At 63.6% G+C, this 25,130-nt stretch carries 24 protein-coding genes and 4 tRNA genes; 11 read left to right on the top strand and 17 right to left on the bottom strand.

Annotated elements, in window-relative coordinates:
• Nucleotides 1-2 precede the first annotated feature (2 nt).
• The 4 genes from SFB74_RS09515 to polA form a co-directional block, all read right to left on the bottom strand.
• Nucleotides 3-359, bottom strand: coding sequence for a DUF2946 family protein (locus SFB74_RS09515; protein ID WP_432730544.1), 357 nt, complete (start codon nucleotides 357-359; stop codon nucleotides 3-5).
• Nucleotides 360-400: 41 nt separating this feature from the next.
• Nucleotides 401-1,303 (bottom strand): LysR family transcriptional regulator, encoded by a 903-nt coding sequence (locus SFB74_RS09510; protein WP_432730543.1) that lies wholly within the window; start codon nucleotides 1,301-1,303, stop codon nucleotides 401-403.
• Nucleotides 1,304-1,323: 20 nt separating this feature from the next.
• On the bottom strand, nucleotides 1,324-2,616 hold the full coding sequence (locus SFB74_RS09505; protein WP_432730542.1) for a M20/M25/M40 family metallo-hydrolase: 1,293 nt from the start codon (nucleotides 2,614-2,616) through the stop codon (nucleotides 1,324-1,326).
• Nucleotides 2,617-2,705: 89 nt separating this feature from the next.
• The gene (gene polA / locus SFB74_RS09500; RefSeq protein ID WP_432730541.1) at nucleotides 2,706-5,525 is read right to left on the bottom strand and encodes a DNA polymerase I; all 2,820 of its coding nucleotides are present in this window, start codon (nucleotides 5,523-5,525) and stop codon (nucleotides 2,706-2,708) included.
• A gap of 97 nt (nucleotides 5,526-5,622) precedes the next feature.
• Between polA and SFB74_RS09495 the strand changes: the two genes are divergently transcribed.
• From SFB74_RS09495 to SFB74_RS09485, 3 genes are read left to right on the top strand one after another with little or no spacing between them, the layout of a single operon-like run.
• Nucleotides 5,623-5,997, top strand: coding sequence for a hypothetical protein (locus SFB74_RS09495; RefSeq protein WP_432730540.1), 375 nt, complete (start codon nucleotides 5,623-5,625; stop codon nucleotides 5,995-5,997).
• Nucleotides 5,998-6,055: 58 nt separating this feature from the next.
• The gene (locus SFB74_RS09490; protein WP_432730539.1) at nucleotides 6,056-7,114 is read left to right on the top strand and encodes a homoserine kinase; all 1,059 of its coding nucleotides are present in this window, start codon (nucleotides 6,056-6,058) and stop codon (nucleotides 7,112-7,114) included.
• Nucleotides 7,115-7,123: 9 nt separating this feature from the next.
• Nucleotides 7,124-7,969 (top strand): BPSS1780 family membrane protein, encoded by an 846-nt coding sequence (locus tag SFB74_RS09485; RefSeq protein WP_432730538.1) that lies wholly within the window; start codon nucleotides 7,124-7,126, stop codon nucleotides 7,967-7,969.
• Between the two features lie 47 nt (nucleotides 7,970-8,016).
• Here the strand turns inward: SFB74_RS09485 and SFB74_RS09480 are convergent, their stop codons facing one another.
• Entirely contained in the window at nucleotides 8,017-10,446 is a 2,430-nt protein-coding gene (locus SFB74_RS09480) for a UvrD-helicase domain-containing protein (RefSeq protein WP_432730537.1), read from the bottom strand.
• 207 nt (nucleotides 10,447-10,653) lie between these two features.
• Here SFB74_RS09480 and SFB74_RS09475 point away from each other — a divergent pair, with 207 nt between their 5' ends.
• Nucleotides 10,654-11,631: a GMP reductase gene (locus SFB74_RS09475; protein ID WP_432730536.1), complete on the top strand. Its 978-nt coding sequence runs from the start codon at nucleotides 10,654-10,656 to the stop codon at nucleotides 11,629-11,631.
• Between the two features lie 6 nt (nucleotides 11,632-11,637).
• Here SFB74_RS09475 and SFB74_RS09470 read toward each other — a convergent pair whose 3' ends face one another.
• Entirely contained in the window at nucleotides 11,638-12,504 is an 867-nt protein-coding gene (locus SFB74_RS09470) for an alpha/beta hydrolase (RefSeq protein ID WP_432730535.1), read from the bottom strand.
• Between the two features lie 89 nt (nucleotides 12,505-12,593).
• Here SFB74_RS09470 and SFB74_RS09465 point away from each other — a divergent pair.
• Nucleotides 12,594-12,669, top strand: a tRNA-Ala gene (locus SFB74_RS09465).
• Nucleotides 12,670-12,724: 55 nt separating this feature from the next.
• Here SFB74_RS09465 and SFB74_RS09460 read toward each other — a convergent pair.
• Nucleotides 12,725-13,432 (bottom strand): SDR family NAD(P)-dependent oxidoreductase, encoded by a 708-nt coding sequence (locus SFB74_RS09460; RefSeq protein ID WP_432730534.1) that lies wholly within the window; start codon nucleotides 13,430-13,432, stop codon nucleotides 12,725-12,727.
• 140 nt (nucleotides 13,433-13,572) lie between these two features.
• Between SFB74_RS09460 and SFB74_RS09455 the strand changes: the two genes are divergently transcribed.
• From SFB74_RS09455 to SFB74_RS09445, 3 genes are all read left to right on the top strand, one after another.
• Nucleotides 13,573-13,648 (top strand) — tRNA-Lys (locus SFB74_RS09455).
• A 290-nt stretch (nucleotides 13,649-13,938) separates the two neighbouring features.
• Nucleotides 13,939-14,403: a hypothetical protein gene (locus tag SFB74_RS09450; RefSeq protein ID WP_432730533.1), complete on the top strand. Its 465-nt coding sequence runs from the start codon at nucleotides 13,939-13,941 to the stop codon at nucleotides 14,401-14,403.
• A gap of 13 nt (nucleotides 14,404-14,416) precedes the next feature.
• Nucleotides 14,417-14,638: a hypothetical protein gene (locus SFB74_RS09445; protein ID WP_432730532.1), complete on the top strand. Its 222-nt coding sequence runs from the start codon at nucleotides 14,417-14,419 to the stop codon at nucleotides 14,636-14,638.
• Nucleotides 14,639-15,043: 405 nt separating this feature from the next.
• Here SFB74_RS09445 and SFB74_RS09440 read toward each other — a convergent pair whose 3' ends face one another.
• From SFB74_RS09440 to SFB74_RS09425, 4 genes are all read right to left on the bottom strand, one after another.
• Nucleotides 15,044-15,412 (bottom strand): hypothetical protein, encoded by a 369-nt coding sequence (locus SFB74_RS09440; RefSeq protein ID WP_432730531.1) that lies wholly within the window; start codon nucleotides 15,410-15,412, stop codon nucleotides 15,044-15,046.
• Between the two features lie 852 nt (nucleotides 15,413-16,264).
• A complete protein-coding gene (locus tag SFB74_RS09435) occupies nucleotides 16,265-17,590 on the bottom strand; it encodes a hypothetical protein (RefSeq protein ID WP_432730530.1) in 1,326 nt (441 codons plus the stop codon).
• Nucleotides 17,591-17,646: 56 nt separating this feature from the next.
• Nucleotides 17,647-19,653 carry an acyltransferase family protein gene (locus SFB74_RS09430; protein ID WP_432730529.1) on the bottom strand — a complete coding sequence of 669 codons (2,007 nt, stop codon included), beginning with the start codon at nucleotides 19,651-19,653 and terminating at the stop codon, nucleotides 17,647-17,649.
• Nucleotides 19,654-19,815: 162 nt separating this feature from the next.
• Entirely contained in the window at nucleotides 19,816-20,340 is a 525-nt protein-coding gene (locus tag SFB74_RS09425; RefSeq protein WP_432730528.1) for a DUF2514 family protein, read from the bottom strand.
• 212 nt (nucleotides 20,341-20,552) lie between these two features.
• Here SFB74_RS09425 and SFB74_RS09420 point away from each other — a divergent pair, with 212 nt between their 5' ends.
• Nucleotides 20,553-21,290 carry a tyrosine-type recombinase/integrase gene (locus SFB74_RS09420; RefSeq protein WP_432730527.1) on the top strand — a complete coding sequence of 246 codons (738 nt, stop codon included), beginning with the start codon at nucleotides 20,553-20,555 and terminating at the stop codon, nucleotides 21,288-21,290.
• Nucleotides 21,291-21,560: 270 nt separating this feature from the next.
• Here SFB74_RS09420 and SFB74_RS09415 read toward each other — a convergent pair whose 3' ends face one another.
• Complete coding sequence (locus tag SFB74_RS09415) at nucleotides 21,561-21,983, bottom strand: hypothetical protein (RefSeq protein WP_432730526.1); 423 nt, start codon at nucleotides 21,981-21,983, stop codon at nucleotides 21,561-21,563.
• A 273-nt stretch (nucleotides 21,984-22,256) separates the two neighbouring features.
• Here SFB74_RS09415 and SFB74_RS09410 point away from each other — a divergent pair, with 273 nt between their 5' ends.
• Nucleotides 22,257-22,433 carry a hypothetical protein gene (locus SFB74_RS09410; protein ID WP_432730525.1) on the top strand — a complete coding sequence of 59 codons (177 nt, stop codon included), beginning with the start codon at nucleotides 22,257-22,259 and terminating at the stop codon, nucleotides 22,431-22,433.
• 88 nt (nucleotides 22,434-22,521) lie between these two features.
• On the opposite strand, the gene SFB74_RS09405 is transcribed toward SFB74_RS09410, so the two are convergent.
• The 4 genes from SFB74_RS09405 to SFB74_RS09390 form a co-directional block, all read right to left on the bottom strand.
• Nucleotides 22,522-23,085, bottom strand: coding sequence for an HNH endonuclease (locus SFB74_RS09405; RefSeq protein ID WP_432730524.1), 564 nt, complete (start codon nucleotides 23,083-23,085; stop codon nucleotides 22,522-22,524).
• A 57-nt stretch (nucleotides 23,086-23,142) separates the two neighbouring features.
• Nucleotides 23,143-23,216, bottom strand: a tRNA-His gene (locus tag SFB74_RS09400).
• A gap of 25 nt (nucleotides 23,217-23,241) precedes the next feature.
• Complete coding sequence (locus SFB74_RS09395; protein ID WP_432730523.1) at nucleotides 23,242-23,442, bottom strand: short-chain dehydrogenase; 201 nt, start codon at nucleotides 23,440-23,442, stop codon at nucleotides 23,242-23,244.
• A gap of 45 nt (nucleotides 23,443-23,487) precedes the next feature.
• Nucleotides 23,488-23,564, bottom strand: a tRNA-Arg gene (locus tag SFB74_RS09390).
• A 730-nt stretch (nucleotides 23,565-24,294) separates the two neighbouring features.
• On the opposite strand from SFB74_RS09390, the gene SFB74_RS09385 reads away from it, so the two are divergent.
• On the top strand, nucleotides 24,295-24,687 hold the full coding sequence (locus tag SFB74_RS09385) for a hypothetical protein (protein WP_432730522.1): 393 nt from the start codon (nucleotides 24,295-24,297) through the stop codon (nucleotides 24,685-24,687).
• 7 nt (nucleotides 24,688-24,694) lie between these two features.
• On the opposite strand, the gene SFB74_RS09380 is transcribed toward SFB74_RS09385, so the two are convergent.
• A complete protein-coding gene (locus tag SFB74_RS09380) occupies nucleotides 24,695-25,129 on the bottom strand; it encodes an acyl-CoA thioesterase (protein ID WP_432730521.1) in 435 nt (144 codons plus the stop codon).
• Nucleotide 25,130: the final 1 nt, after the last annotated feature.

Genomic DNA, 25,130 nt, shown 5'->3' with positions numbered 1-25,130 from the left:
TGTCAGGAGAGCGTCGGCGGCCCGCGCGCGGGGAGCGGCGAGGCCGTGGCCGCCGCGATGCGGGCGGCTGGAATGGACTGCAGCGCGCGGCCCAGCGGCAGCGGCGTCGGCAGCGTGACTTGCGCCGTCACGGGAAGCGGCACGGAGACCAGGCACAGCGGGCAGTCCATGGCGGTGGTGCCCATTTCGACCGGGCCATCGTCGCCTTGCACGATGGCCTTGACCGCACCGGCGCTGGAGCACACCAGCTCGATGGCCTGCGGATGCACGATCGGCGAAGCCGCCGCGATCAGCAGCGACGCCATGAACCACGCGAGCACCAGGCGGTACAGCGAGCGGAAGGTTCGGAAGGCGTGCATGGCGCCGGATTATGGCCCGGCAGGCTTTCGCCCCACGGTTCTCAGACGGTCTGCTCGATCGCCTCGCGCATGCAGCGCGTGATGCCGCGCACCGCCACCGAGTCGGGCCGCGCCGCGAAACGCAGCGCGCGTATCGGCACCGGTATGTGCGGCTCCAGCCTCAGCAGATCGACCTTCTCGCGGTCGGCCGAGCGCGCAGTGCAGCCGTCGACCAGCGCGATGCCGATGCCGTGGTGCGCCATGGCCAGCGCCGCGTGGTAGGTCTGCACCGTGACCACCGCCTGCTGGAAGCCCACGCCCGCCTGCCGGCAGGCCTGGCTCAGGCTGGTGCCCACGGGGTCGCGGCTGTCCAGGCCGATCACCGGCCGGTCGACGAGGTCCTGCAGCGCCACCGCGCCGCTGCGCACCAGCGCGCGCGGCAGCATGCCCTTGGGCGCGATGCACACCATGCGGCTGTCGGCCAGCGTCTCCTGCGTGAGCGAGGGATGCACCGCGGGGCTGAAGGCGAAGCCCACGTCGGCCTCCTGCAGCAGCAGCGCCGACATGATCTGTGGCGAGTGCAGCGACTCCACGGTGATGGAGTAGCCCGGATGCTTCTCGCGGAAGGCCTTGAGCGCGCGCGGCAGGATGTCGTAGCTCAGCGCCAGCACGCTCAGGATGCGCAGCTCGCCCGTGTCGCCCGCCGTGCGCAGGTTGGAGGCGAGCCGCTGCACCTCGTCGAGCTGCGCGAAAAGCCGCTCGATGTGCGGATACAGCGTGAGCGCCTCGGTGGTCGGCGTGAGCCGCCCCTTGGCGCGCTGGAACAGCGGAAAGCCCAGCTGCAGCTCGGCATGCTGCAGCGTGCGGCTGACCGCCGGCTGCGTGATGTTGATGAGCCGCGCCGCCGCGCTCACGCTGCCCGTGAGCATGATCGCGTTGAAGACCTCGATGTGGCGCAGGCGCATCGCGAGCGGCGGCTGGTGTGTCAGTTGCCGGAGGAAGCCTTGCCGCGGGCCAGGTCCATGACCATGCGCGTGCCGAGGTACAGGCGCGGCTCGATCGAATTGACCAGCACGTATTCGGCATCGGCCGAGTGCGCGCCGAAGCCCTGCAGGCCGAAGCGTTCGACCACCGGCGCCTTGGTCTTGAGCGCGGCGAAGGCGGCATCGGTGCCGCCGCCGGCTGCCTTGTCGTCGGCGCCCAGCGGCAGGCCGAGCTCGTCCTTGTAGATCTGCTGCGCATGGCGGGCCATGGCGATCGAGGCGTCGGAAGACTCCAGCGGCGGACGGCGGCGCTCGAACTTCAGCTCGACCTTGGCCTCGGGAATGAGCTGCTTCTTCACACGCTCGTTCACCTGCTGCTCGATGCGGTCGTAGTCGCTGACCTTCAGCACGCGCACGTCGGCCGCGGCGGTGGCGCTGGCCGGGATCACGTTGCGGTTGGTGCCCGACTTCGAGATGGTCCAGTTCATCTTCAGGCCCGTGGCCGGGTCGGACAGGTCGCGCATCTGCAGGATCTGGTGCGACAGTTCGTACAGCGCGTTCACGCCCAGCTCGGGCGCCGAGCCCGCGTGCGAGGCCTTGCCGGTGACGTTCAGCGTGACCGAGGCGATGCCCGCGGTGGCGAGCGAGAGCTTGTCGTCCTTGACGGAGGCGCCCTCGAAGGACAGCACCGCGTCGTGCTCGCTGCCCATTCGGGTGATGAGCGCGCGCGCGCCGGGCGAGCTGATTTCCTCGTCGCCGTTGATGAGCGCGGTGAGCGTGCCGTATTCCTTGAACTTCATCGACTGCAGCATCGACACGATGTGCGTGATGACGGCCACGCCCTGCTTGTCGTCGGCGATGCCCAGGCCGTAGGCCTTGTCGCCGTCGATGCGGAAGGGCTGCTTGTTGAGCATGCCCACGGTGTAGACCGTGTCCATGTGCGCGATCAGCAGGATCTTCTTCTTGCCCGTGCCCTTGAAGGTGGCGCGCACCACGCGGCCGATCTTCTCGGGCGTGTCTTCCATGCGGTAGGCCTCGGCGCTAGGGTCGATCAGCTCGACCTCGCCGCCCAGCGCCTTGAACTTCGCGGCAATCAGGTCGGAGATCTTCTCGAGGCCGTCGAGGTCGCGGCTGCCGGACTCGATGGAGACCAGCTCCTTCAGCGTGTCGAGCAGGGCGGGCTTTTCCTTCGCGGCGAGCGCGGCGATCTTCGCGTCGGGCGCCGCGAAGGCTGTGCCCAGGAACGCGGCGCAGACGGCGGCGAGCAGGAATTTGCGGTGCGGGAATCGGTTCATGTTCTTGCGGTTCTTTCTTCTGTGGCTGACTGGTTGTCTCGTCCTTGTTCGTTCCCTGCTCTCTTCTTCTTGCTGTTCTCTTCTCTCTTTCAGTGCGCCTTGTCCCAGTTGGGCCCGACGCCGATCTCGGCCAGCAGCGGCACCTTCAGCGAGGCAACGCCGGCCATGATGCGCGGGATCTCGGTGCGCACCCATTCGACCTCGGCCTCGGGCACCTCGAACACCAGTTCGTCGTGCACCTGCATGATCATCCGGGTGGCGCGCTTCTCCTCGTCAAGCACGTTCTGTACCTTCACCATGCTGAGCTTGATGAGGTCGGCCGCCGTGCCCTGCATCGGCGCATTGATGGCCGCGCGCTCGGCGCCGCCGCGGCGCGGGCCGTTGGGCGAATTGATCTCGGGCAGGTACAGGCGCCGGCCGAACACGGTCTCGACGTAGCCCTGCTCCTTGGCGAGCGCCTTGGTCTCGTCCATGTAGGCCTTCACGCCCGGGTAGCGCGCGAAGTAGCGCTCGATGTACGAGGCCGCGGCCTTGTTCTCGATGCCGAGGTTCTTTGCCAGGCCGAAGCTGCTCATGCCGTAGATCAGGCCGAAGTTGATGACCTTGGCGTAGCGGCGCTGCTCGCTCGACACCTGGTCGGGCGTGGAGCCGAACACCTCGGCGGCCGTGGCGCGGTGCACGTCGATGCCCTCGGTGAATGCGCGCAGCAGCGACTCGTCGCCGCTGATGTGGGCCATGATGCGCAGCTCGATCTGCGAGTAGTCGGCGCTGGCGATCACGCTGCCCGCCGGCGCCACGAAGGCCTCGCGCACGCGCCGGCCTTCGGGCGTGCGGATCGGGATGTTCTGCAGGTTCGGGTCGTTGCTCGACAGCCGGCCGGTGACGGCCACGGCCTGCGCGTAGTGCGTGTGCACGCGTCCGGTGCGCGGGTTGGCGAGCTGGCCGAGCTTGTCGGTGTAGGTGCCCTTGAGCTTCGACAGGCTGCGGTGCTCGAGGATCTTGGCCGGCAGCGGATAGTCTTCCGCCAGCTTCTCGAGCACCTCTTCGTCGGTGCTGGGCGCGCCGCTCGGCGTCTTCTTGACCACGGGCAGGCCCAGCTTGGTGAAGAAAATCTCGCCGATCTGTTTGGGCGAACCGAGGTTGAAGGGCTGGCCGGCGATTTCGTAGGCCTCCTGCTCCAGCTCCATGATGCGCTTGCCGAGTTCGTGGCTCTGCGCAGCCAGCGTGGGGCTGTCGATCATCACGCCGTTGCGCTCCACGCGGTAGAGCGCCTCGCTCGAATCCATCTCGAGCTGGTAGATGAAGCTCAGCTTCTCGTCGGCCTGCAGGCGCGGCCACAGGGTGTTGTGCACGTCGAGGGTCTGGTCGCTGTCCTCGCACGAGTATTCGGCGGCTTTCGCGATGTCGACCTGGCTGAACGGGATCTGGTGCGCACCCTTGCCGCACAGGTCCTCGTACGAGATGCCGCTGCGGCCCAGGTGGCGTTCTGCCAGGCTGGAGAGGCCGTGCGGCTTGTGCACCTCGAGCACGTAGCTCTGCAGCATGGTGTCGTGCGCGTAGCCCTGCACCTCGATGCCGTGGTTGGCGAACACGTGCCGGTCGTACTTGATGTGCTGGCCGAGCTTCTTTTTCGCGCCGTTCTCGAGCCAGGGCTTGAGCTTCGCCAGCACTTCGTCGATGGGCAACTGCTGGGGCGCATCGGGATAGTTGTGCGTGAGCGGGATGTAGGCGGCCTCGCCGGGCGTGACGCTGAAGCTGACGCCGACGATCTGCGCGACCATCTCGTCGAGCGAGGTGGTCTCTGTGTCGATCGCGGCGAGCTCGGCCGCCTCGAGCTTCGCGAGCCAGGCGTCGAACTGCTCCCAGCTCATGATCGTGTCGTACTTCAGGTTGCTCGCGGGCGAAGCGGCTTCAAGCGCCTGCATGTCGGAGGGCTCGTCGAACAGGCCGCCCTGGTCGGTGCCGGCGCCCGCGGAAGCCGCCTTCTTCTTCAGGCTCTCCTCGATCAGCTCGGGCGGCACGGCCTGCGCCTCGAGCGCCTTGACCAGGCTCTTGAACCCGAACTTCTCGTAGAACGGCTTGAGTTCGGCCGTTTGCGGCGCACCTACCGGCAGGCCTTCGAGCGAGGGCAGGCCGGTGACGTGGCCGTCGAGATCGCAGTCGGTGCGGATGGTCACGAGGCGCCGGCTCAGCGGCAGCTGTTCCATGGCCTGGCGCAGGTTCTCGCCCGCGGCGCCCTTCACTTCGGCCGCGCGTTCCAGCAGCGCGTCGAGCGAACCGTATTCGAGCAGCCACTTGGCGGCCGTCTTGGGGCCGACCTTCGGAACGCCGGGCACGTTGTCGACCGAGTCGCCCACCAGCGTCTGGTAGTCGATCATCAGGCCGGGCGGCACGCCGAACTCGGCCGTGACCCCGGCCACGTCGCGCCGCTTGCCGTTCATCGTGTCGATGATGGTGATGTGCTCGTCGACCAGCTGGCTCAGGTCCTTGTCGCCGCTGGAGACGATGACCTCCACGCCCTGCGAGGCCGCCACCCTGGCGAGCGTGCCGATGACGTCGTCGGCCTCCACGTCGGGCACGCTGAGCACGGGCCAGCCGAGCAGCTTCACCACTTCGTGGATGGGGTCGATCTGGCTGCGCAGGTCGTCGGGCATCGGCGAGCGGTTGGCCTTGTATTCGGGGTACCAGTCGTCGCGGAAGGTCTTGCCGGGCGCGTCGAAGATGCAGGCTGCGTAGTCCGCGCGCACCTCGCGGCGCAGCGCGGTCATCATGTTGATCATTCCGCGGATGGCGCCGGTCGCCGGGCTCTTCGGGTCGCCGGGCACGGCCCGCAGGTCGGGCATGGCGTGGAAGGCGCGGTAGAGGTAGCTCGAGCCATCCACGAGCAGCAGCGTTTTCTTGTCGGTCATCGGGGCATTTTGCCGTGCCCGGAGCAGCGCCCGGAACCACGACGCCACGAGGTGGCAACCGACGCCCCGGAACCGGGCGCGCGCCTACAATGCATGCATGCCTAGCTCCACACTCCTGGTCGCCCGCCGCATCCTGCTGGCGCTGGCCTTCGCAACCCCCTTTGCCGCCGTGCAGGCGCAGCAGCAGGCCACGCCCGCCCCCGCGGCAGCCCCTGCTGAAGCGCTCCCGAATCAGGAGCAGGCCAAGGCCGAGGGTCGACGCAACCAGAAGGTGGAAAACATCCACACCGAGGACAGCGGCGCCTCGGTCGACGAAGTCCGCTACGGCGGCCGCACCCAGAGCATCAACGTCAAGCCCAAGTCGAACATGCCGGGCTACGAGGTGCTGCCGGCCGACGCCGCCACGGGCCGCCAGGGTTCGAGCGAAACGGGCGCCAACGGCCCCCGCGTCTGGAACGTGCTGAAGTTCTGACCGCAATGAGGTCTTCCGTTCTGGTTTTCGCGGCAGCAATGCGGCGCTGAGTACCGCCATGGCAGTTTTTACCGAAGTCGGCTTCGGCGAGGCAGACGCGCTCGTCCAGAGCCTGGGCCTGGGCCCGCTGCGCGAGCTGCGCGGCATCGAGGGCGGCATCGAGAACACCAACTACTTCGCGACCACCGAGTCCGGCGAGTTCGTGCTGACGCTGTTCGAGCGCCTGAGCGCCGAGCAGCTGCCTTACTACCTTTGTCTGATGAAACACCTGGCGGACGCCGGCCTGCCGGTGCCCGCCCCCGTGCCGGCCGCCAGCCCCGATGCCGGTGAGAAGCCCCGCAAGGGCCAGCCGCCCGTACCCGCCGAGGCAGCATGCGACCTGCTGCACGTCGTGGCCGGCAAGCCCGCGGCAGTGGTGCAGAAGCTCTCGGGCCGCAGCGAGCTGGCGCCGACGGCTGCGCATTGCGCCGAACTGGGCGCGATGCTGGCGCGCATGCACCTCGCAGGGCGCGACTACCCCCGCATCCAGCCGAACCTGCGCGGCCTGCCCTGGTGGAACGAAACCGTGCCGGTGGTGCTGCCGTACATCGAGGAGCATCAGGCCGCCCTGCTGCGCGCCGAGCTGGCCTACCAGAACCACATCGCCGAGTCGTCGGCCTATGCGGCATTGCCGCGAGGCCCGGTGCACGCCGACATGTTCCGCGACAACGTGATGTTCGCGACCGACGGCGAAGCCGATGCCGCCCCGCGCCTGACCGGCGTGTTCGACTTCTACTTCGCCGGCACCGACACCTGGCTGTTCGACCTGGCCGTGTGCCTGAACGACTGGGCCATCGACCTGCCGACCGGCCGCCACGACCCTGAGCGCGCCGACGCGCTGCTGTCGGCCTACGAGTCCGTGCGCGCGCTGAACGCGGCCGAGCGCGCCCTGCTGCCCGCGATGCTGCGCGCCGCGGCGCTGCGCTTCTGGATTTCCCGCCTCTGGGACTTCCATCTGCCGCGCGAGGCGAGCATGCTCAAGCCCCATGACCCCACGCACTTCGAGCGCGTGCTGCGCGAGCGCGCCACCCATCCGCACGCCATGGCGCAGGCCCTTGAGCCGTTGCTGGCTGCCTGAACTTCACACATGAAACTCAACCTCGTGCCGGCGCGAACCGGCGTGGAATGGGTCCGCCTCGGGCTCAGGAACTTCTGGCGGCAGCCGCTGGCCTTCGTCTCGCTGTTCCTGATGTTCATGGCGCTGATCTCGACCATCTCCCAGCTGCCGGTGATCGGCAGGTTCCTGCCGTTCGTGCTCCTGCCCTTCTCCACGCTGGGCTTCATGGTCGCGGCCTCGGTGGCCGACGCCTCGGCCAGCGACAAGGCAGCCGCCGACGACGGCTCCGGCGCGGTCGGCCCCAGGAAGCCCACCGGCGCACTGATGTTCCTGTCGGTGGCGCAGGCCATGCGGGCTGAATGGCGCTCGCTGGCAGTGCTGGGCGTGATCTCGGCGGTGTACTGCCTGCTGACGGTGTTCGTGACCGCACTGGTCGACGGCGGCCAGTTCATGCGCAGCTACTTCGCCGGCGAGGCTCCCGCGAAGGAAGTGATGGAAAGCAGCCGCTTCCAGCTGGCCAACCTGCTGCAGATGTGCCTGACGCTGCCGCTGATCGCGGCCATCTGGCATGCGCCCGCGCTGGTTCACTGGCATCGGGTGGAGCCGGTGAAGAGCATCTTCTTCAGCCTAGTCGCGATGTTCAAGAACTTCGGCGCCTACGCGCTGTACTGGCTGGCATGGTGCGGCGTGCTGCTGCTCGGCCTGCTGGCGGCGGCACTGGTCGGCACCATCGTGATCGGCGTGGGCTCGCTGGGCTCGGACACCGGCGCGATGACCGCTGGCAATATCCTGATGCTCGGCACGGTGCTGACGCTCGCCGCGATGACGCAGGCGTCGAACTGGTTCACCTTCCGCGACACCTTCAAGCCGGACTGAGCGCCGCCGGAACGGCGCTCCCCGGCAGCGCCGGAATCAGCTCATCATCAGATCGGCGTGAGCTTGGCCACCGACAGCGCCAGCCACTTCACGCCATGACGCGCGAACTTGACCTGGGCGCGCGCATCGTCCCCGGTGCCTTCCAGCGCGGTCACGGTGCCTTCTCCGAACTTGTTGTGAAACACCTGCATGCCCGAGCGCAGGCCGTGCGAGGGCGCCGTCTTCTGTGGCGGCACGGGCGGGCTGGCGAAGGTGTCCTTGTCGCGGCCACCGCCGCCTCCTGAACCGCCGCCATAGCCCCCACCGTAACCGCCGGCACCACCGCGCGTGCTTCCGTAGCCGCCACCGTAGCCAAAGGCCGAGGGCGCAAAGCCCTGGTTCTTCGGCGTGAGCCATTTCAGGGCGCCTTCGGGCAGTTCGTCGAAGAAGCGGCTCTTGACGTTGTAGCGGGTCTGGCCGTGCAGCATGCGGGTCTGCGAGTGGCTCAGGTACAGGCGCTTGCGGGCGCGCGTGATCGCCACGTACATCAGGCGGCGCTCTTCCTCGAGGCTCTCGAAGTCGCTCATCGAGTTCTCGTGCGGGAACAGGCCCTCTTCCATGCCGGTGATGAACACGCAGTCGAACTCCAGGCCCTTGGCGGCGTGCACCGTCATGAGCTGCACCGCGTCCTGCCCCGCCTGCGCCTGGTTGTCGCCCGATTCGAGCGCGGCATGCGTGAGGAAGGCGGCCAGCGGGCTCAGCGTTTCGCCCGTTTCGGCATCGGGCGCGAGCGGCTCGTCGAGCACCGGGCGGTTCGGGTCGAGCCCTTGGCTCGCGGGGGACTGGCGCAGTTCGTCGACAGGCAGCGCCACAGCGTCGCGGCCGAAGCCTTCCTGCGTGACGAAGCTCTCGGCCGCGTTCACGAGTTCTTCCAGATTCTCGATGCGGTCGGCGCCTTCGCGGTCGGCCCTGTAGTGCTCGACGAGGCCGCTGTGGTCGAGCACCAGTTCGATGATCTCGCGCAGGCTCACGCCCTGGGTCTGCTCGCGCAGCACGTCGATCTTGGCGACGAAGCCCGTGAGGTTGGCGCCGGCCTTGCCGCCGACCACGCTCACCGCGTCGTGCAGCGAACGGTTGGCTGCGCGCGCGGCGTCCTGCAGGGTTTCCAGCGTGCGCGCACCGATGCCGCGCGGCGGGAAGTTGACGACGCGCAGGAAGCTGGTGTCGTCGTCCTTGTTCTCGAGCAGGCGCAAGTAGGCCAGCGCGTGCTTGATTTCGGCGCGCTCGAAGAAGCGCAATCCGCCGTACACACGGTACGGCACGGAGGCATTGAAGAGCGCCGTTTCGATCACCCGGCTCTGCGCATTGCTGCGGTAGAGCACGGCCATTTCCTTGCGCTCGTAGCCGTCTCGCACGAGCTGGCGCATTTCCTCGACCATCCACTGGGCTTCGGCCAGGTCGGTAGGCGACTCGTACACGCGCACGGGCTCGCCCGGCCCCTGGTCGGTGCGCAGGTTCTTGCCCAGGCGCTTCTTGTTGTGGCCGATGAGTTCGTTGGCGGAGTCGAGGATGTTGCTGTAGCTGCGGTAGTTCTGCTCCAGCTTGATCTGGTGGCGCACGTCGAACTCGCGCACGAAGTCGGTCATGTTGCCCACGCGCGCGCCGCGGAAGGCGTAGATGCTCTGGTCGTCGTCGCCCACGGCGATCACGCTGTTGTGCTGGCCGGGCACGAAGCGACCCTCGACGGTATTGCCGGCGAGCATCTTGATCCACGCGTACTGCAGGCGGTTGGTGTCCTGGAACTCGTCGATCAGGATGTGGCGGAAGCGCCGCTGGTAGTGCTCGCGCACCGGCTCGTTGTCGCGCAGCAGTTCGTAGCTGCGCAGCATGAGCTCGCCGAAGTCGACCACGCCTTCGCGCTGGCACTGCTCTTCGTACAGGCGGTAGAGCTCGACCTTCTTGCGGTCGTCGTCGCTGCGCACCTCGATGGCGTCAGGCCGCAGGCCGTCTTCCTTGGCGCCGGCGATGAACCACTGGGTCTGCTTGGCCGGGAAGCGCTCGTCGTCGACGTTGAACTGCTTCATCAGGCGCTTGATGGCCGAGAGCTGGTCCTGCGTGTCGAGGATCTGGAAGGTAGAGGGCAGGTTCGCCAGCTTCCAGTGCGCGCGCAGCAGGCGGTTGCACAGGCCGTGGAAGGTGCCGATCCACATGCCGCGCACGTTGACGGGCAGCATCGCCGTCAGGCGCGTCATCATTTCCTTCGCGGCCTTGTTGGTGAAGGTCACGGCGAGGATGCCGCCCGCGGAGACCTGGCCCGTCTGCAGCAGCCAGGCGATGCGGGTGGTGAGCACGCGCGTCTTGCCGGAGCCGGCGCCTGCCAGGATGAGAGCGTTGCCTTCGGGCAACGTGACCGCGGCGAGTTGCTCCGCGTTCAGGTTCTGGAGCAGCGGCAGCGCCGGGGAATGGCCATCGTCAGCCGCGGGATCGTTAAACAACATCCTCCAATTGTAGAAACCACGGCGTATGCGGGTTATATGAAGAAGCGGAAGACCTGCCTTCGCGAGTCCGCGTAAAATCAATCACCGGGCCCAAGTTTCTTGCGCCCGGTTTTTTGTGGGCGTTTCATTTGCAGAACGCACCGCAGGAGCCGGCCGGACCAAGCGCTCATTCGTTTCCTTCAACGATTCCTTCCTAGGAGCCTGGTCATGCAAATTTTCGATTACGACAACATCCTTCTGCTCCCGCGCAAGTGCCGCGTGGAGAGCCGCTCCGAGTGCGACACCAGCGTCACGCTGGGTGAACGCAGCTTCCGCCTGCCGGTGGTGCCCGCCAACATGAAGACGGTGATCGACGAGTCGATCTGCCTGTGGCTGGCGCAGAACGGCTACTTCTACGTGATGCACCGCTTCGACCTCGACAACGTCAAGTTCGTCAAGGAGATGCAGGCCAAGGGAGTGTTCGCCTCCATCTCGCTCGGCGTGAAGAAGGCCGACTACGACACCGTCGACCAGCTGGTGGCCCAGGGCCTCGTGCCCGAGTACGTCACGATCGACATCGCGCACGGCCATGCCGACAGCGTGAAGAACATGATCGGCTACCTCAAGCAGAAGCTGCCGAAGACCTTCGTGATCGCCGGCAACGTGGGCACGCCCGAAGCGGTGATCGACCTCGAGAACTGGGGCGCGGACGCGACCAAGGTCGGCATCGGCCCGGGCAAGGTCTGCATCACCAAGCTCAAGACCGGCTTCGGCACGGGCGGCTGGCAGCTGTCGGCGCTCAAGTGGTGCGCCCGCGTGGCGACCAAGCCGATCATTGCCGACGGCGGCATCCGCGACCATGGCGACATCGCCAAGAGCGTGCGCTTCGGCGCTTCGATGGTGATGATCGGATCGCTGTTCGCGGGCCACGAGGAGTCGCCCGGCAAGACCGTCGAGGTCGACGGCGTGCTCTTCAAGGAGTACTACGGTTCGGCCAGCGACTTCAACAAGGGCGAATACAAGCACGTCGAGGGCAAGCGCATCCTCGAGCCCATCAAGGGCAAGCTGGCCGACACGCTGGTCGAGATGGAGCAGGACGTGCAGAGCTCCATCAGCTACGCGGGCGGCCGCACGCTGATGGACATCCGCAAGGTCAACTACGTCACGCTGGGCGGCGACAACGCAGGCGAACACCTGCTGATGTAAGACCCCTCAGGCTTCCAGGAGCTGCACCGCGTGCCGGTGCAGCGTGTGCGCCGGATCGGCGAGTGCATCGACCACGTCGAAGTGGTTGAGCCCTGGAAGCACTTCGCACACCGGCACGGTGTTGCGACCCCACGCCTCGCGGATCATCGCGTTGTGGCGGATGAACTCTTCGCTTTCGCTGCCGCCGGCCACCGTGTACAGCTGGCCACGCTTCGGCGCGGGCCACGAGGCGGGGCTTGCGCACAGGACGTCGGCGTCGGTCAACTTCAGCGTGTTTTCGAGGAATGGCGTGCGCTGCAGCGGGCGCAGATCGTAGAGACCCGAGATCGACAGCGCGTTGCGCACCAGGTGCGCAGGCAGATCGGGCGCTACCGACTTCCAATCGCAGGCCAGCAGGGCCGCCGCCATGTGGCCGCCGGCCGAGTGGCCCGCGACGGTGATTCGTGTCGGATCGCCGCCGTGGGCAGCGATGTGGCGCCATGTCCACTCGAGCGCGCGCACCATCTGCAGCATGATGCCGGGCACGGTGACAGGCTGCTCCGGCGTACCGGGACAAAGCGCATAGTTGGGCTGGACCACGCAGATGCCGCGATCGTTGAAGGCGGGGGCGATGAAGGAGTGATCTTTCTTATCCATCGCACGCCAGTAACCGCCGTGGATGAAGACCAGCACCGGCGCATCGGGAACCGGCGCGGGAAAGATGTCGAGCGTTTCGTTCACGCCCTGGCCGTAGGGCAGGTCGATGCGGGCCGGCAGGGCCTCCCGCGCCGCAGCCGATTCACGCGCCCAGCGCTCGAAATACGCGGGGTGATCCTTGACCCTCGCAAGGTTGTTGTACATGCCTTCCAGCCAGGCAGGATCGAACGAGGTCATGCGCTCTTGCTCCGTGTTTCGCGAGGGGCGCATCTTGGCACGGCGACATGCGCCAAAACGGCAGTTCCGGCTAAAATTCGACCTGCGTTGGGGGGGTAGCTCAGCTGGGAGAGCGCCGCGTTCGCAATGCGGAGGTCGGGAGTTCGATCCTCCTCCTCTCCACCAACCGACACAGAAAAGGCCTTGGCATCCGCCAAGGCCTTTTCTTTTTTGCGCTCGGTCAGGTATCGAGCGTCAGATGCTGCCCGTGCAACGCAACCGCGCCCGGCGATGCGAGGAAGGCAACGGTCTGAGCGGCGACTGACGTGGACACCCACTCGGCCGGGTTCGCATCGGGCATGGCCTGCCGGTTGGCGGGCGTGTCGAGCACGCTCGGAGCCACGCTGTTGATATTGACGCCGTGCGGTGCCGCCTCGGCCGCCATGGCCTCCACCAGTCGCTGCAGCGCACTCTTCGACGCGATGTACGCCGCCATGGCCGGCACGCCGCGCGCAGCGACCTTCGCCGTGACGGCGATGACGCTGCCGGAACGCCGCTCGATCATCGAGGGCAGCACGGCCTGCGTCACCGCGACGAACGACCATGCGTTGAGATTCATCATCCGGTCCCAGCTCGCACGCGTGAGCGCATGCGTCGCCTCGCCCATCTCGAAGCCGCCCGCGATGTGCACCAGCGTGTCGATGCGACCGAAGGACTTGAGCGTCTGCTCCGCAAGAGCAGCCATCTCGGCCGTGGAAGTCACGTCGCCCGAAAGCAGGAGATGCTGCGAGTTGTCGAGCCCCGGGAACACTTCGGCCAGGCGACCCGCGTGGTGGTCGACCAACGCGAGGCGTGCGCCCTGGTCGATGAAGTGCTGGGCCACCGCACGGCCCAGCGCGCCTGCGGCGCCGGTGATCAGGACATGGGGCGTGGTGCTGGCGTCGCTCATCGAAGTTCTCCTGTTTAAGGGGCCCTGCCCCATCGGTGATGACGAATCCTAACGCTGCAAGTCACAAATTTTTTGGAAAGGTGCGAATTCTGGGATATACTCGTGGTCTTGCCAGAAAACACTAAACGTTTTCAAAGCAAGGGCTCTTAGCTCAGTTGGTAGAGCAGCGGACTCTTAATCCGTAGGTCGAGTGTTCGAGTCACTCAGGGCCCACCACCAACACTAGGAACGGCGCGGTTCTCGCGCTACTTCCATGAGAGCACTGTTCCGCAATCGCAGAACGTGTTCCGCAAATAGAAAAGCCTCCCGTCGAAAGACTGGGAGGTTTTTTCTTTTCCGCATCACTCATCGATCCCGGCGCACACCTGGAGACGCGAAGCCAAAGTGACGCCAGCAACGCGACAGACATTCCTCACAGTCGTCGGTTTCGCGGTTTCTTCGTGAGCAGGGAACGCAGTCACAAGGACATAGACTTGCCAGCTCAAATCTCAGGAGGAAGGGAATTCATGCGAAGAAATCTTTGGTGGTTGATCGGCGCCGTGTTGCTCGCCGGGTGTGCGCCGAAGGGATTACCCAGGCCTGCGTCTTGGACTGCCGGTACGAACAACGGAGAACTGGTCATCTATCGCCCCGCGGCCTTTTTCTCTGACGCGCGGAACGCCTATTTTTATGCCGATGGCGTCCACATCGCCTCCGTGGGAGCAAACACGTACTCTGTTGTGAGTCTTCCTCCCGACGCCTACAAGGTGACGCAAAAGTGGGATTGGGACAAGTTAATGAAGGACCTTGTAATCGATGTTCGCGTGCATCCGAAGCAGCGAAGCTACGCACGACTCAAGCTAACCCAAGGGGCGCTCCTAGTAGGCACCATAACGGAGAGCTGGGCTCTGGAAGAGGTTCCGGCCGATGTTGGCGCAGCCGAGATCCTGAAGCTTCAGGCAAACGCACCAGCCACTTCGGCAAGCCGCTAGCGCAAACCAGTCCATGAGCCAAGCCGAAATTTTCCCAGCCGAAACCACCACCCTCTACACGCCAGCCTGGTACAGCAGCACTGCGCGCGAGGAACACCCTCTCCCGCTGGGCCCAGACGACTACAAGGTCACACCGGGCCAGCGCGAGGGGCGCTGGACAGTCACCTCCCTGAAAGACAGCGCCACGGTCTACAGCGGCATCGGACCGGTCGAGATCCGGCACGCGCCCGCCTGATACAATCGCGCCACGCTCAGAACTCCTGGGCAGTGCCTGGCCAGGCAAGCTGAATCTCACGCCAGCGCGTCGAAGTCACTACGACGAGAAAAACAACAATGACTTCATGCAAAAGAATTTGCCGTAGCGTGGACCGCGTAAGAGTTCACGACCACATTCCCAAAGCCGCCCTCGAGGCGGCTTTTTCATGGGCGCCCTGCTGCACTCGCTTCACTCTTGTTGCCTTGCGACGTGACTGTTCACCACGACAGATTTGGCGCCCCGCACAACAAACTATCCACCTCCGCGGAGCTCCTGCGGAGGAACTCCCTGCAGACCACACCGGTCTGTGATTCGGCCCACTTCGGTGGGCCTTCTTTTTGGTGGCCGCCGACGGCGCCGAAATGGCGCTGCAGTGACGTCAGATTATTTGCGCCCGCTGCCTCGATACTGGTCGGTGAGCACGGTTGCAAAGGTATCAGCGACTATGTAGATCTTCCAATCTGGATTGTCCCCACAGATCTTGTCGATCACCTTCCCGATGGTCTCGGGGGACGGTACATCCAGGACCGAGCTGCCTTTTGCCCCGGTGGCGTTCTTGCTCGAAAGAAAGCCTTGAACCCACGCGAGCATCAATCCTTCGATGACAGCCTCTCTATCCTGCTGCGGCGTCTTCCTTGCGTTGAGCCAAACGTCGCAAGTGGCTACGCCTATGCCGGCCATGGCTTGCTCCGCCTGAGCTAGACCAGTTACCGCAAACACCAGGATCGAGACAATGTATCGGATGGATTTCATGAACTCATTGTCCATGAGCCGGCAGGTCTCAAAGGCCGCTCGCAAATACCGAGCAGGCGCCCTGCTCGCCCTCTGCTCGCCGCGGCGGACGTATGCACCTGCCTGGTATGCCCGCGAGCAGCCCCTTAGGAACGCGACCAATACGAACTCGCCGAGAAGGAGGCCGCAGCCAAGGGTGCTGAGCGCCGGGGCGATAAGAGAGCAATGGCGCCATGGAAGTGACGCAAGCAGCTGCGCGGGCTATTCAAGTCTGGCGACGAGCAAGGATAAAATCGATCTACCGTGTCCCAGACAGGTAGTGTTCACTCGGCGGTGACGCGCGAAAGCAAGAGTGGGTATCCAATCCCACCCCGCTGAGAAGACCCAACAAAGCCCCACGCTTCATCGCGGTGGGGCTTTGTTGTTTTCACAGTTGCTCGGTTGCGCCGGCCCAGCGCTCACAGATCGCGCCAGCGACACCGCGTTCATCTGCGATTGCTCCGCCCGTTCTCCCGCTCGCGTGTCACCTGATCTTCTGCCAGTTGCACCACCAACGGCCGCTGCGGAACATGGCAGCAACCTCAACAGTGGAGCACCGGCATGTCTTACCTCGAACTGGGCGGTTCGTTCGAACTCGGAGGCTACTTTGTCGCCGTCACGATCGGTCAGCGTGGTGACGCATGGTGTTGCTGGGTGGAGTTCGAGCAGGATATGGAATACGGAGAGCGGTCCGTTCATGTCCCCGTCTTCAGGCACAAGGTGCCAGGCACCTACAGCACAAAGCTAGCGCCACTCGAAGCGGGCTCCGCGTACGCATATCGGACACTTGCCGAAGGGACAGTGGCAATCCATTGAAGAAGTACTAGCGACAATCTACTGAGGTACGGCAATGCCCCATACGTCATTCCATGTTGTCGTCGGATTCGGCTCAGCAAAAACGTATGCAGCAGGAATTATTGACTCCGCATTGAGCGTGCTTGCATTATTGATAATGTACGCATCATTTTTTGCTCCCCCGATGTAAAGCCGGTCATTCTTTGCGTCGAACGTCAAAGAAGAATAGGAAGCAAGGGAATCAGGAAGATTTATTGCAACCGGAATAACAGCCCCTGTAGCAACACTTGCTCCATCAACAATCAAAAGCTGTTTACGAGCGCTATCGATGAAATAAAGTCGATCTCTTACTGTGTCCAGTGCAACGCCGGTAAGATATTTCGGGCTATCGAAGAATTTTCGAACTGGCAAGGTGTTCCATGCCTTGGTGGTGTTGAGAGGATAGTCGCCGAACCCGTCAAACCGATCAGACAGTGGAACTGGGGCAATCTCATTGAGATCAAAAACAGCGCCAAATTCCTTATAGATCACGGAGCGCTTGACATCCAATGCGAATGTGCCGGTGAATGAGTACGATCCCACATGCCATACCGTCAAGAGACTTGAATGCAAAGTAGATTTCAATTGATCGTCCAACGTACGACTTTTTTCGACAGTGCTTATTCCTTTTATTTTTACAATAGAGGAATACCAACCACTTGAATCGGTTGCACCGACCATCCAAAGAGTGTCGCCTTCGACGTCCAAATAAAGAGAGCTATATGTATCCATTGGAGTTGGCACCGCGAAGGCCTTCATCAGGACATCGCCTTTTGCCTCACTCGCATTCTTAATTATTCCGAACTTTCCATTACTTATGGGGACATACAATCTATCTCGCCTTGCGTCATACGCAAGATTACCCGCAAAAACGTTATATTTATAGCCACCCGAACCGATCACATAAGGAAAAATCAAATTGATCGCGACGTCTTGCCCAGGCGCAGGGTTTGGATTTGGAATTGACGCAATCTTGGCTGTTGCGGCGAGAGATGCAAACAATCGCCGTCTACTCGGCGAGAGGTCCCCGGCCTCGGTGAGGCGTTGCTTGATGAACTCAACGCCCCCAGGTCCCTGGGCTAACACTGAGGCGAGACCACCACCCTGATCGGCCTGCTGAGCGGCCAGCCCTTGGACAAAGGTCGCTTGGTCTACTTCCGACTTCGAGTTGCTGGACTGAGCCGTGGCAGAAGGGTCGGCGGAAGACGGAGATAGCTGAGCAACTGAAAGGCCAGCAGCAGTTCCTCCACCACCCCCCCCCCCTCCGCAAGACACAAGCGCCATAGCCATCATCGCGACAGCGATCCCCGCCAGCATTCTTTTCATTTTTAGTCCTGTGCCAGCTCTCCCGGCCGGCAAGCCTGCGGATCATAAGATAGCTCTTAGGGTGTACGGCCACTTGCGGGAGCGTCGCCCAGCGCCAGTTGTGGCGCAATGGCACGCACAAGAAACTCGGCACCGTTCGGATTGAGGTGCGACGTGTCGAGAAAGAAGGAATACCCGCTGTCTGGCGCGCGCATCAAGCACCCCTCCGCGTTGCAAAGTTCATTCACGAGCGAAACGTACTCAGCCCCTGCCTTCATGGTTATATCTCGCGTGATTTCCTCGGTGCGATACGTCCGGCGGAACTCCTGATCGTGGCGGTCGCCCCACCCTTCGTAGTGCCCATGCTTCAAGTAGTCCAAGCGAGGGGACGGCACTCGATGCAATGGGTCGAGTCGCCAATGACGAAGAACGATGCGGCTCGGTGGGTAGTTCCAGATCAGCCCCGGTCCTAGCACCACCACACGGGACACTCCAGAGTCCTTCAGCGCAGTGATGGTGCCGTGTAGGTGGTCCGCCTCGTATATCTGCCAACTAGCCGCAAGAACAACGACCGCGGGCTTCAGCTGTCGAATCGCGGCGATCGCCTTTTTGTTCGTAGTCGGGCACGCGGGCCGATATTTCGCCCGACGCCCCAGCAGCGGCGGACACCCTGATGCTGTGAACTGCGCCAGCCGGAAGTTTCCCGTTTTTTGCGCCAATGCACGAAACCCTGGAAACATGGCAGCGGCGGTCGAATCCCCCCAAATTGCAACCAACGGCCGATGACCTTTGTCGATGCACTCAGGCGCGAAGTCGGTGGGGCCTTCGCCAAACTCCAGGAAACACGTCTTCCATCGCATCGCTTTGTGGAATCCTGGCAAGTCGTAGCGCGTCGCATGTTGAATGACATCCGGATAGCGACTTGGTACGCCACCTGCCTTGTAGATCGCAGCAGCTGAACAGGCGATCAGCAGCATCACTGCCCCTAACCCATAGACCCTCACGCGAGCGCCTGACCCGAAGCGCAAAGGCTTCTCGACGAACTGATAAGTGAGCCATGCAAGCACCACGCTGGCCACAAGAAGTGCGCCGCGCGCCTCAGGTTTTGTCACCAGTTCTGGCATCACCTCTCGGCCGAACGTGAGCAGCGGCCAGTGCCAGAGGTACAGAGGAAAGCTGATCAGCCCAACACCAACCATCAAGCGGCTCGAAAGAAGATAGCGATTGAGCGTTGCAGTTGGTCCAGCCCATATTGCAAGGCATGTCCCACACACGGGCAGAAGTGCCCACCAGCCCGGGAAAGTGCGCGACGGATCCAGAAAAACAGTCGTTGCGATGATGAGAACGATGCCGACAACGGATGCTCCGTTGCGTGCCGCCCTCGTTGCAGCATCGCTACGGCTCAAGGGCATGAAAGCCATCGCCGCCCCCATCAGCAACTCCCACGCGCGCGAGGCCGGCGAGTAGAAGGTCGCTGTCGGATGCTCACCAATGCCGAAGATGTTCACGGCAAACGAGGCGAGTGCTGTGAGGCCGATAAGAAGCATTGGCCGCACTCGCTTCTGCATCCCCAGCCACATCAGCAGCGGCCATACGATATAGAACTGCTCTTCGATGCCCAACGACCACAGGTGCAGCAACGGCTTCGTTTCGGAAGCCGCATCGAAGTAGCCGGCCTCTTGCCATAGGAATAGGTTCGACGAGAAGGTCGCGCCGCCCACAACGTGCTTTGCCAGTTGCACCAGATCCTCAGCCACCAGCATCTGCCAGCCGATTGCGAGGCAGGTTAGGAGCACCACCGCCAGCGCGGGGAAGATGCGGCGAGTCCGACGGCTGTAGAAGTCGCCGATGCTGAACGTGCCCTGCTCCTGGGTTGTTGCAATGACCTTGGTAATCAGGAATCCCGAGATCACGAAGAAGACGTCTACTCCGACGAAGCCCCCCGACATGGATTGCGGGTACGCATGAAAGAGCAGCACGGAGACGACGGCGATGGCGCGCAGACCATCGATATCACGGCGGTACTTGATATGGCTTTCACTCGCTGCCTCAGCGGCGGCCATGGTTATCGTGGTCGGGTGCATGTTCCCTACGTTCTTGTTTTGGCCCCTTCGAGGCGCATCGCTCCACCGTCATCTTTGTGTCACAAAGTTGCCTCGTGCACCAATAAGGGGAACACCCCATCCAACTCAAACCAATCAGCAGTCAGATTTAGTCAAAAGAACTAATTTTTGGAATTGGAGCTCTCATCGATTAGTCGCATCGGCATAGCGTTCGCAGGTGATGCCAGCGGTGTGGGCAGCATCAGCGAACTGCCCAAGTTCTCGAAGAGCCGCTCCACTCCTGCCAAGCAGGTCGGTAAGCAGATCGAGGGCGGCTTCGGCTGGCGGGCCTCCACCGGCAGTGGTGGGCGCTGCGCCGGCAGCACGGACGGAGGAACGGAAGGCGTCGAGTTGTGCGCGCACCCGGCGCTCAGCAGCACCAGCGCGGTCAGCATCGTCCCGAGCACGGGCAATCTGTTGTTGGCCATCTTGAATCACTCCATCGACGCGAGAGCGCCAGGTCTGTTCGGTGTTGCGGGCCGCGCGCTCGGCCAGACGGGCGACTTCGGCGGCGGTGGCGCGGAGGTTCGCTAGTTCCTTGCGAGCAGCGGAAGCTTCAGCGCGTGCGGCGGACGCGCGCGTGCGTTCAATGCCGGCCGTCGTCAGCGCTGCCGCGAGCCCAAAGCCAAGGGCCCAGAGCAGCGGGGTTCTCAGATCTGGGAAAAGCATGCGAGCCTCCAAGGGCAATGCGGCGCGGTGTGTCCTTCGCCGCCGCACAGGGCGCAATGGAGCTTCATGACGCCTCCACGAGCGTTAGGCACCAGTTGGCCTCGTACTGACGCCGGTTCTGGAGCCCACGCACGAGCACGCCGCCGGCACCGCTCGACAAGATCGAGCCGAAGCACATCAATCAGTACCTGCACTGGCGCGTGAAAGAGGCGGTGAAGATCGCCGAAGCCCAGAACGTCGAGCGCGTGAAGAACGGCCGCAAGATCGTGCCGATCCCCGCGAAGTGGGGCCAAGTGCGCGCCAATCGTGAGAAGGCGCTGATCTCGCACATGTGGAACTACGCCCGGGCCAACGGCTTCACGAAGCTGTCGAATCCGTGCGCAGGCATCGAAGGATTCCGCGAGACGGCCCGGGACGCCTACGTCGATGACGACATGCTGAACCGGGTGTTGGAGCACTCCTGCGAGCCCCTGCGCTTCGCCCTGCGCCTTGCGCACATCACCGGCCAGCGCCCCGCCGACGTGCTCGGCATGAGCGAGGACCACATCCGCAGCGAGTACCTGCGGGTGCGCCAGGGCAAGACCCAGGCGAAGCTGCGGATCGTGGTGGAGAACGCGCTGGAAGAACTGATCGAGGAGATCCGCATGTTCAAGGCGGCCAGGCCTAAGCAATCGGCCCCGATACTGGTGAACGAGCGCGGCGCTCCGATGACTGCCGCGATGCTGCGCAGGCGCTTCGACAAGGCCAGGAAAAGCGCGGGCATCGACATCACCACGTTCCAGTTTCGCGACCTGCGTGCGAAGGCGGCCACGGATACTGACGAGTCGGCCGGCATCAAGGATGCACAGACTCTGCTGGGCCACTCGACCGAAGCCATGACCTCGAAGTACATCCGCCGCAAGATCGGCAAGAAGGTGTGGATCGCAGCCCCGAAGAAGGAGCCCAAATAGCCGCGGGATTTGTTCCGCAATTTCCAAGACACCCGCATGGATGCTGGGTTTCAAGACCCCTGATTTTTGCGGTTGCGGAACAAAATCCGAAGGTAAGTTGTTGATTTTTCTCAGGTTGCCCTTGGACTCTTAATCCGTAGGTCGAGTGTTCGAGTCACTCAGGGCCCACCACCAACACAAAAATAGCGCGGTCTCCGCGCTATTTTTTCGTCAAAGCCTCCTCAAGGTCTTCCTGAGGAGGCTTTTTCTTTGCTCGGCTCGCGGGCTTGGTCACGAGCCCGATTCGGGTGCACCGCCCTGTCGCGCGATCCACTCGTCGACGCAACGCTCCAGCAGATCCCGCCGCTCTGCCACTTCGGCCGCCACGTACTGCCGTGCATGGGCATGCGCCAGTTCGCTCGACATGAACCACTGCTCGCGCGCGGGGTTTCCCTGCGCCGGCGGTGCTCCCCAGGCTGCAGTGCCGAGAAAAGCTTCGGTGACTGGTAGCCGCCCGTCTGTCTTGCCGATGTCCGACAACGCATCGGGCGTGCCACCGAGGACGATGCGCACCTGCACGACCTCATCGTTCGCCTCGATCACCGCACCGAGGCCGCCTTCCTGGTGCACATGCCAGAGTTGCGCTGCAGAAGCATTGCGAACCCAGCTCTCCAGTGCTCGCGTCAAACTTTCGAGGATGATTTTCTTGTTCATAAGGGAATATTTCACGGTTTACTCCATCACCTACAAGCCGCTTGCCCCTAAAGCTGCAAACGGCACCCATCCGGCATGGCATCTTGCATGTGCTGTCACGCAGCGCAACAAGAAAGACACAGGGATATCAACTTCGAAGCCAAGCGGCTCGTTCGGCCCGCTCATGCGGGTATTTTTTTGCCCGGTCGCCGCCGAGTTCGATGGCGATGCACGACGGCCACAGAATGCGCCCCATTCCGGGCCGGCTTTCGGGCGTGAGCTATATTTCCTCCCATGGAAAAGGCGTCCGACATAGGCAAACCCACCGTCCCCATCGACCTGATCGGGCCGGACCACTGGCCCCGTTCGAAGCGCGGCTCGGGCCGCGCAACCAAGGTGATCCTGGCGATCGTGGGCGGCCTGGCGGCAGCGGGCGTGATTGCCTACCGCTTCTTCGGCGTCGGGCGCTGACCAGCAATCTCCCGTACGAACAAAAGCCCGCCGTCCGAAAGACAGCGGGCTTTTTTCATGGGCGCCGGACAAGATCACCGCTCAGTCCCTACTGAAGCCGCGAGCCCTTGGGCAGCCGTTTCGCCAGCCACTCGTGCACGTCCGCGCGAATGTTGCGGCCTTCCAGCAGGAAGTTCTCGTAGCGGCTCGGCACGTATGGCAGGTAGACCAGCGGCATGCCCGCTTCCTCCGGGGTACGCGCAGCCTTGCGGTTGTTGCAGACGGCGCATGCGCTCACGAGGTTGGTCCAGGTCCAGGGGCCTCCGCGCGACTCGGGCAGCACGTGCTCGCATTGCAGGTCGCGTTCGTGGAAGACGCCCGCGCAGTACGCGCAGGTGTATCGGTCGCGGCGCAGCAGCTTGCTCTTGGTGACGCTCGGAATCACCTCGAAGAGGTTGATCTTCGATGCACCGCGCAGCGCGATGATCGGCGCCACCTCGATACGCGATTGAACACCGCGCGCGACGTTGAAGCCGCCGCGCAGCGTGGCCAGCGGCAGTCCGCCGTCTTCCCAGGCGACCGATCCGGTCGCGTAGTGCAACACCGCCTGCTCCAGCGAGATCCAGGCTTGCGGCGTGCCCTGAATGTCGAGTTGCAGGACGTGAGGGTGCATGAATCGCCTCCTTTCGCGGCGATGGTTGCAAGGTTGATGAATGAAGAAACGAAGCCGTGGGGTACACGAACGGAATCGAACCGTCGTCAGCGGGACCACAACCCGCGGCTCTGCCATTGAGCTACGCGCACCATGAAGAAATGACGGGCAGTCGGGTCACCACTCGCCGACGGCGCGAACGCGCTGGTCGAGATCGAGCCCGTCGGGTGCTGCTTCGCGCCCCGCCTCACACTCGCTCGCGCGATGTGCATTGGCGACGAAGCCGAAGCGCCGGGCCAGTGCCAGCATCGTGGTGCGCTCGCGCGGCTGTGCCGGACGCACGGCGATCATCCGGATCGGGGTGTTGCGCTTGCGCATGGTGACTACTCCTTGGTGACGTGACAGCGGAACAAAGAAAAAAACTGGCCCCACGTGCACGACTCGAACGTGCAACCCCTTGCTTCGTAGGCAAGTGCTCTGATCCATTGAGCTAACGCGGGTGTAAACAAAAAAGTGTCCGGTTACGAGTTCCGGCGCCGCCCAATCTTTGCGGCCGGTTTCCGCGGGAGAACCATCTGCATGGCCCGGTCCCGCTCGGGTTCGGTGTTGTTGTTCGAGAAACGGCTGCCCGTTTTCCATTTCGGTTGTGTCCTCACGCGACGGACAGCGCGCTGGGCGCTGTCCCGTACGACGTCGCTGCACAGGAGTGATCAATTCCTGCACATCCCGCCAGACCGTCTACGCGGTGGGCTCTGGCGGTGTGGTGAAGGCACACCCGGAATGGCAAACAAGAAAATCGCACGACAAAACAAAAAAGCCCGGAACCTTGCGGTCTCCGGGCCTCTGAACAAGAGAGCTTGGAAGGTCTGCGCCTATGCGCAACCTCCACCCGGTGGCACCTGATCCTCGGTTTTTCCAAAACGCAGGCTCGCTGCAGCTTTCGTGGAATACACGTGGCTCTGGTGCTGATTCGGTCGGACCGACGACATGCCGTCGAAACCACCGCACGCCCAGACGCGCACGAGCGATCGGCCCGATGTGGGACGAATGCTGGTGAGGATCAGTGCGGTGTTCACGATGGTTCCTGAGTCAAAAATTGCCGCTGTCGGCCGTTAGGGGTTGGAAAAAGGATACGGCTTGGGGCCGCGATTGGGGGCAACTGTAAATAGTGTTTACGACTGCGTCAACAACCGGGACAATCTTTTTTTGTCTTGTTGTTGTTTTTGAACAGTGCCCAATATCACCGTCGCGCGCCGCCGCAATGCGCTTGCGCTGCACCGCCGCTTTCTCGAAGAGGCCGTTGCCGCAGGCTTGCCAGCCAAGGGGCTGGACCAGGCGTTCGCGAAGAAGATCGAGATTTCCCCCAGCATGTGGAGCCAGATCAAGAGCTCCCGCCCCATCGGCGACAACCTGGCAAGGCAGATCGAAAGGCACTGCAATGTGGAGGCCGGCTGGCTCGACAAGGAAGACCGCCCCAGCGAGGTACCGGATGCGGCGGAAGAACGCTTCATTGCCGCAGCGCGCGAAGCGTGGCGCGGCGCCAACGCCAAGGGAAAGAAGGAACTCTCCGGCTGGCTGAAGAAACGCGCCCAGGACGCAGCCGGCAACGAGCCCGCGCCCTGACTGCCCGTCAGCCCAGTTCGGGTGCGCTGCGCACGATGGCTGCGCGCATGTCGTCCGGAATCGCGACGGCCCGGTGAGTCTCGAGCGACGTCGTCACCAGCACCTGCTGCATCTGCATGCGCACTTCGCCGCCGACCGGCTCGAAGCAGCGCACCCGCAAGGTCATCGAACGCGAACCCAGGCGCTCCACGGTCAACCCCAGCGCCACCTGATCGCCCATGCGGCTCACCGCGCGGAAATCGGCTTCGAGCTTCACTGTCGGCAGGCCGATCCGGCGCTGCGCCACAAGCCCGTGATAGCTGAGCCCAAGGCCTTCGTTCACCCAGTCCTCGACGAGACCATTGAGCATCACGAAGTACTGCGGATAGAAGACGATGCCCGCCGGATCGCAATCCGAAAAGCGGATCAGCCGCGGCCTGCAGAACTCGCTGCTCTCGCCCATG

The organism is Variovorax xiamenensis, assembly GCF_050916385.1.
Taxonomy (GTDB): domain Bacteria; phylum Pseudomonadota; class Gammaproteobacteria; order Burkholderiales; family Burkholderiaceae_C; genus Variovorax.
This window is presented reverse-complemented; position numbering and strand designations above follow the sequence as displayed.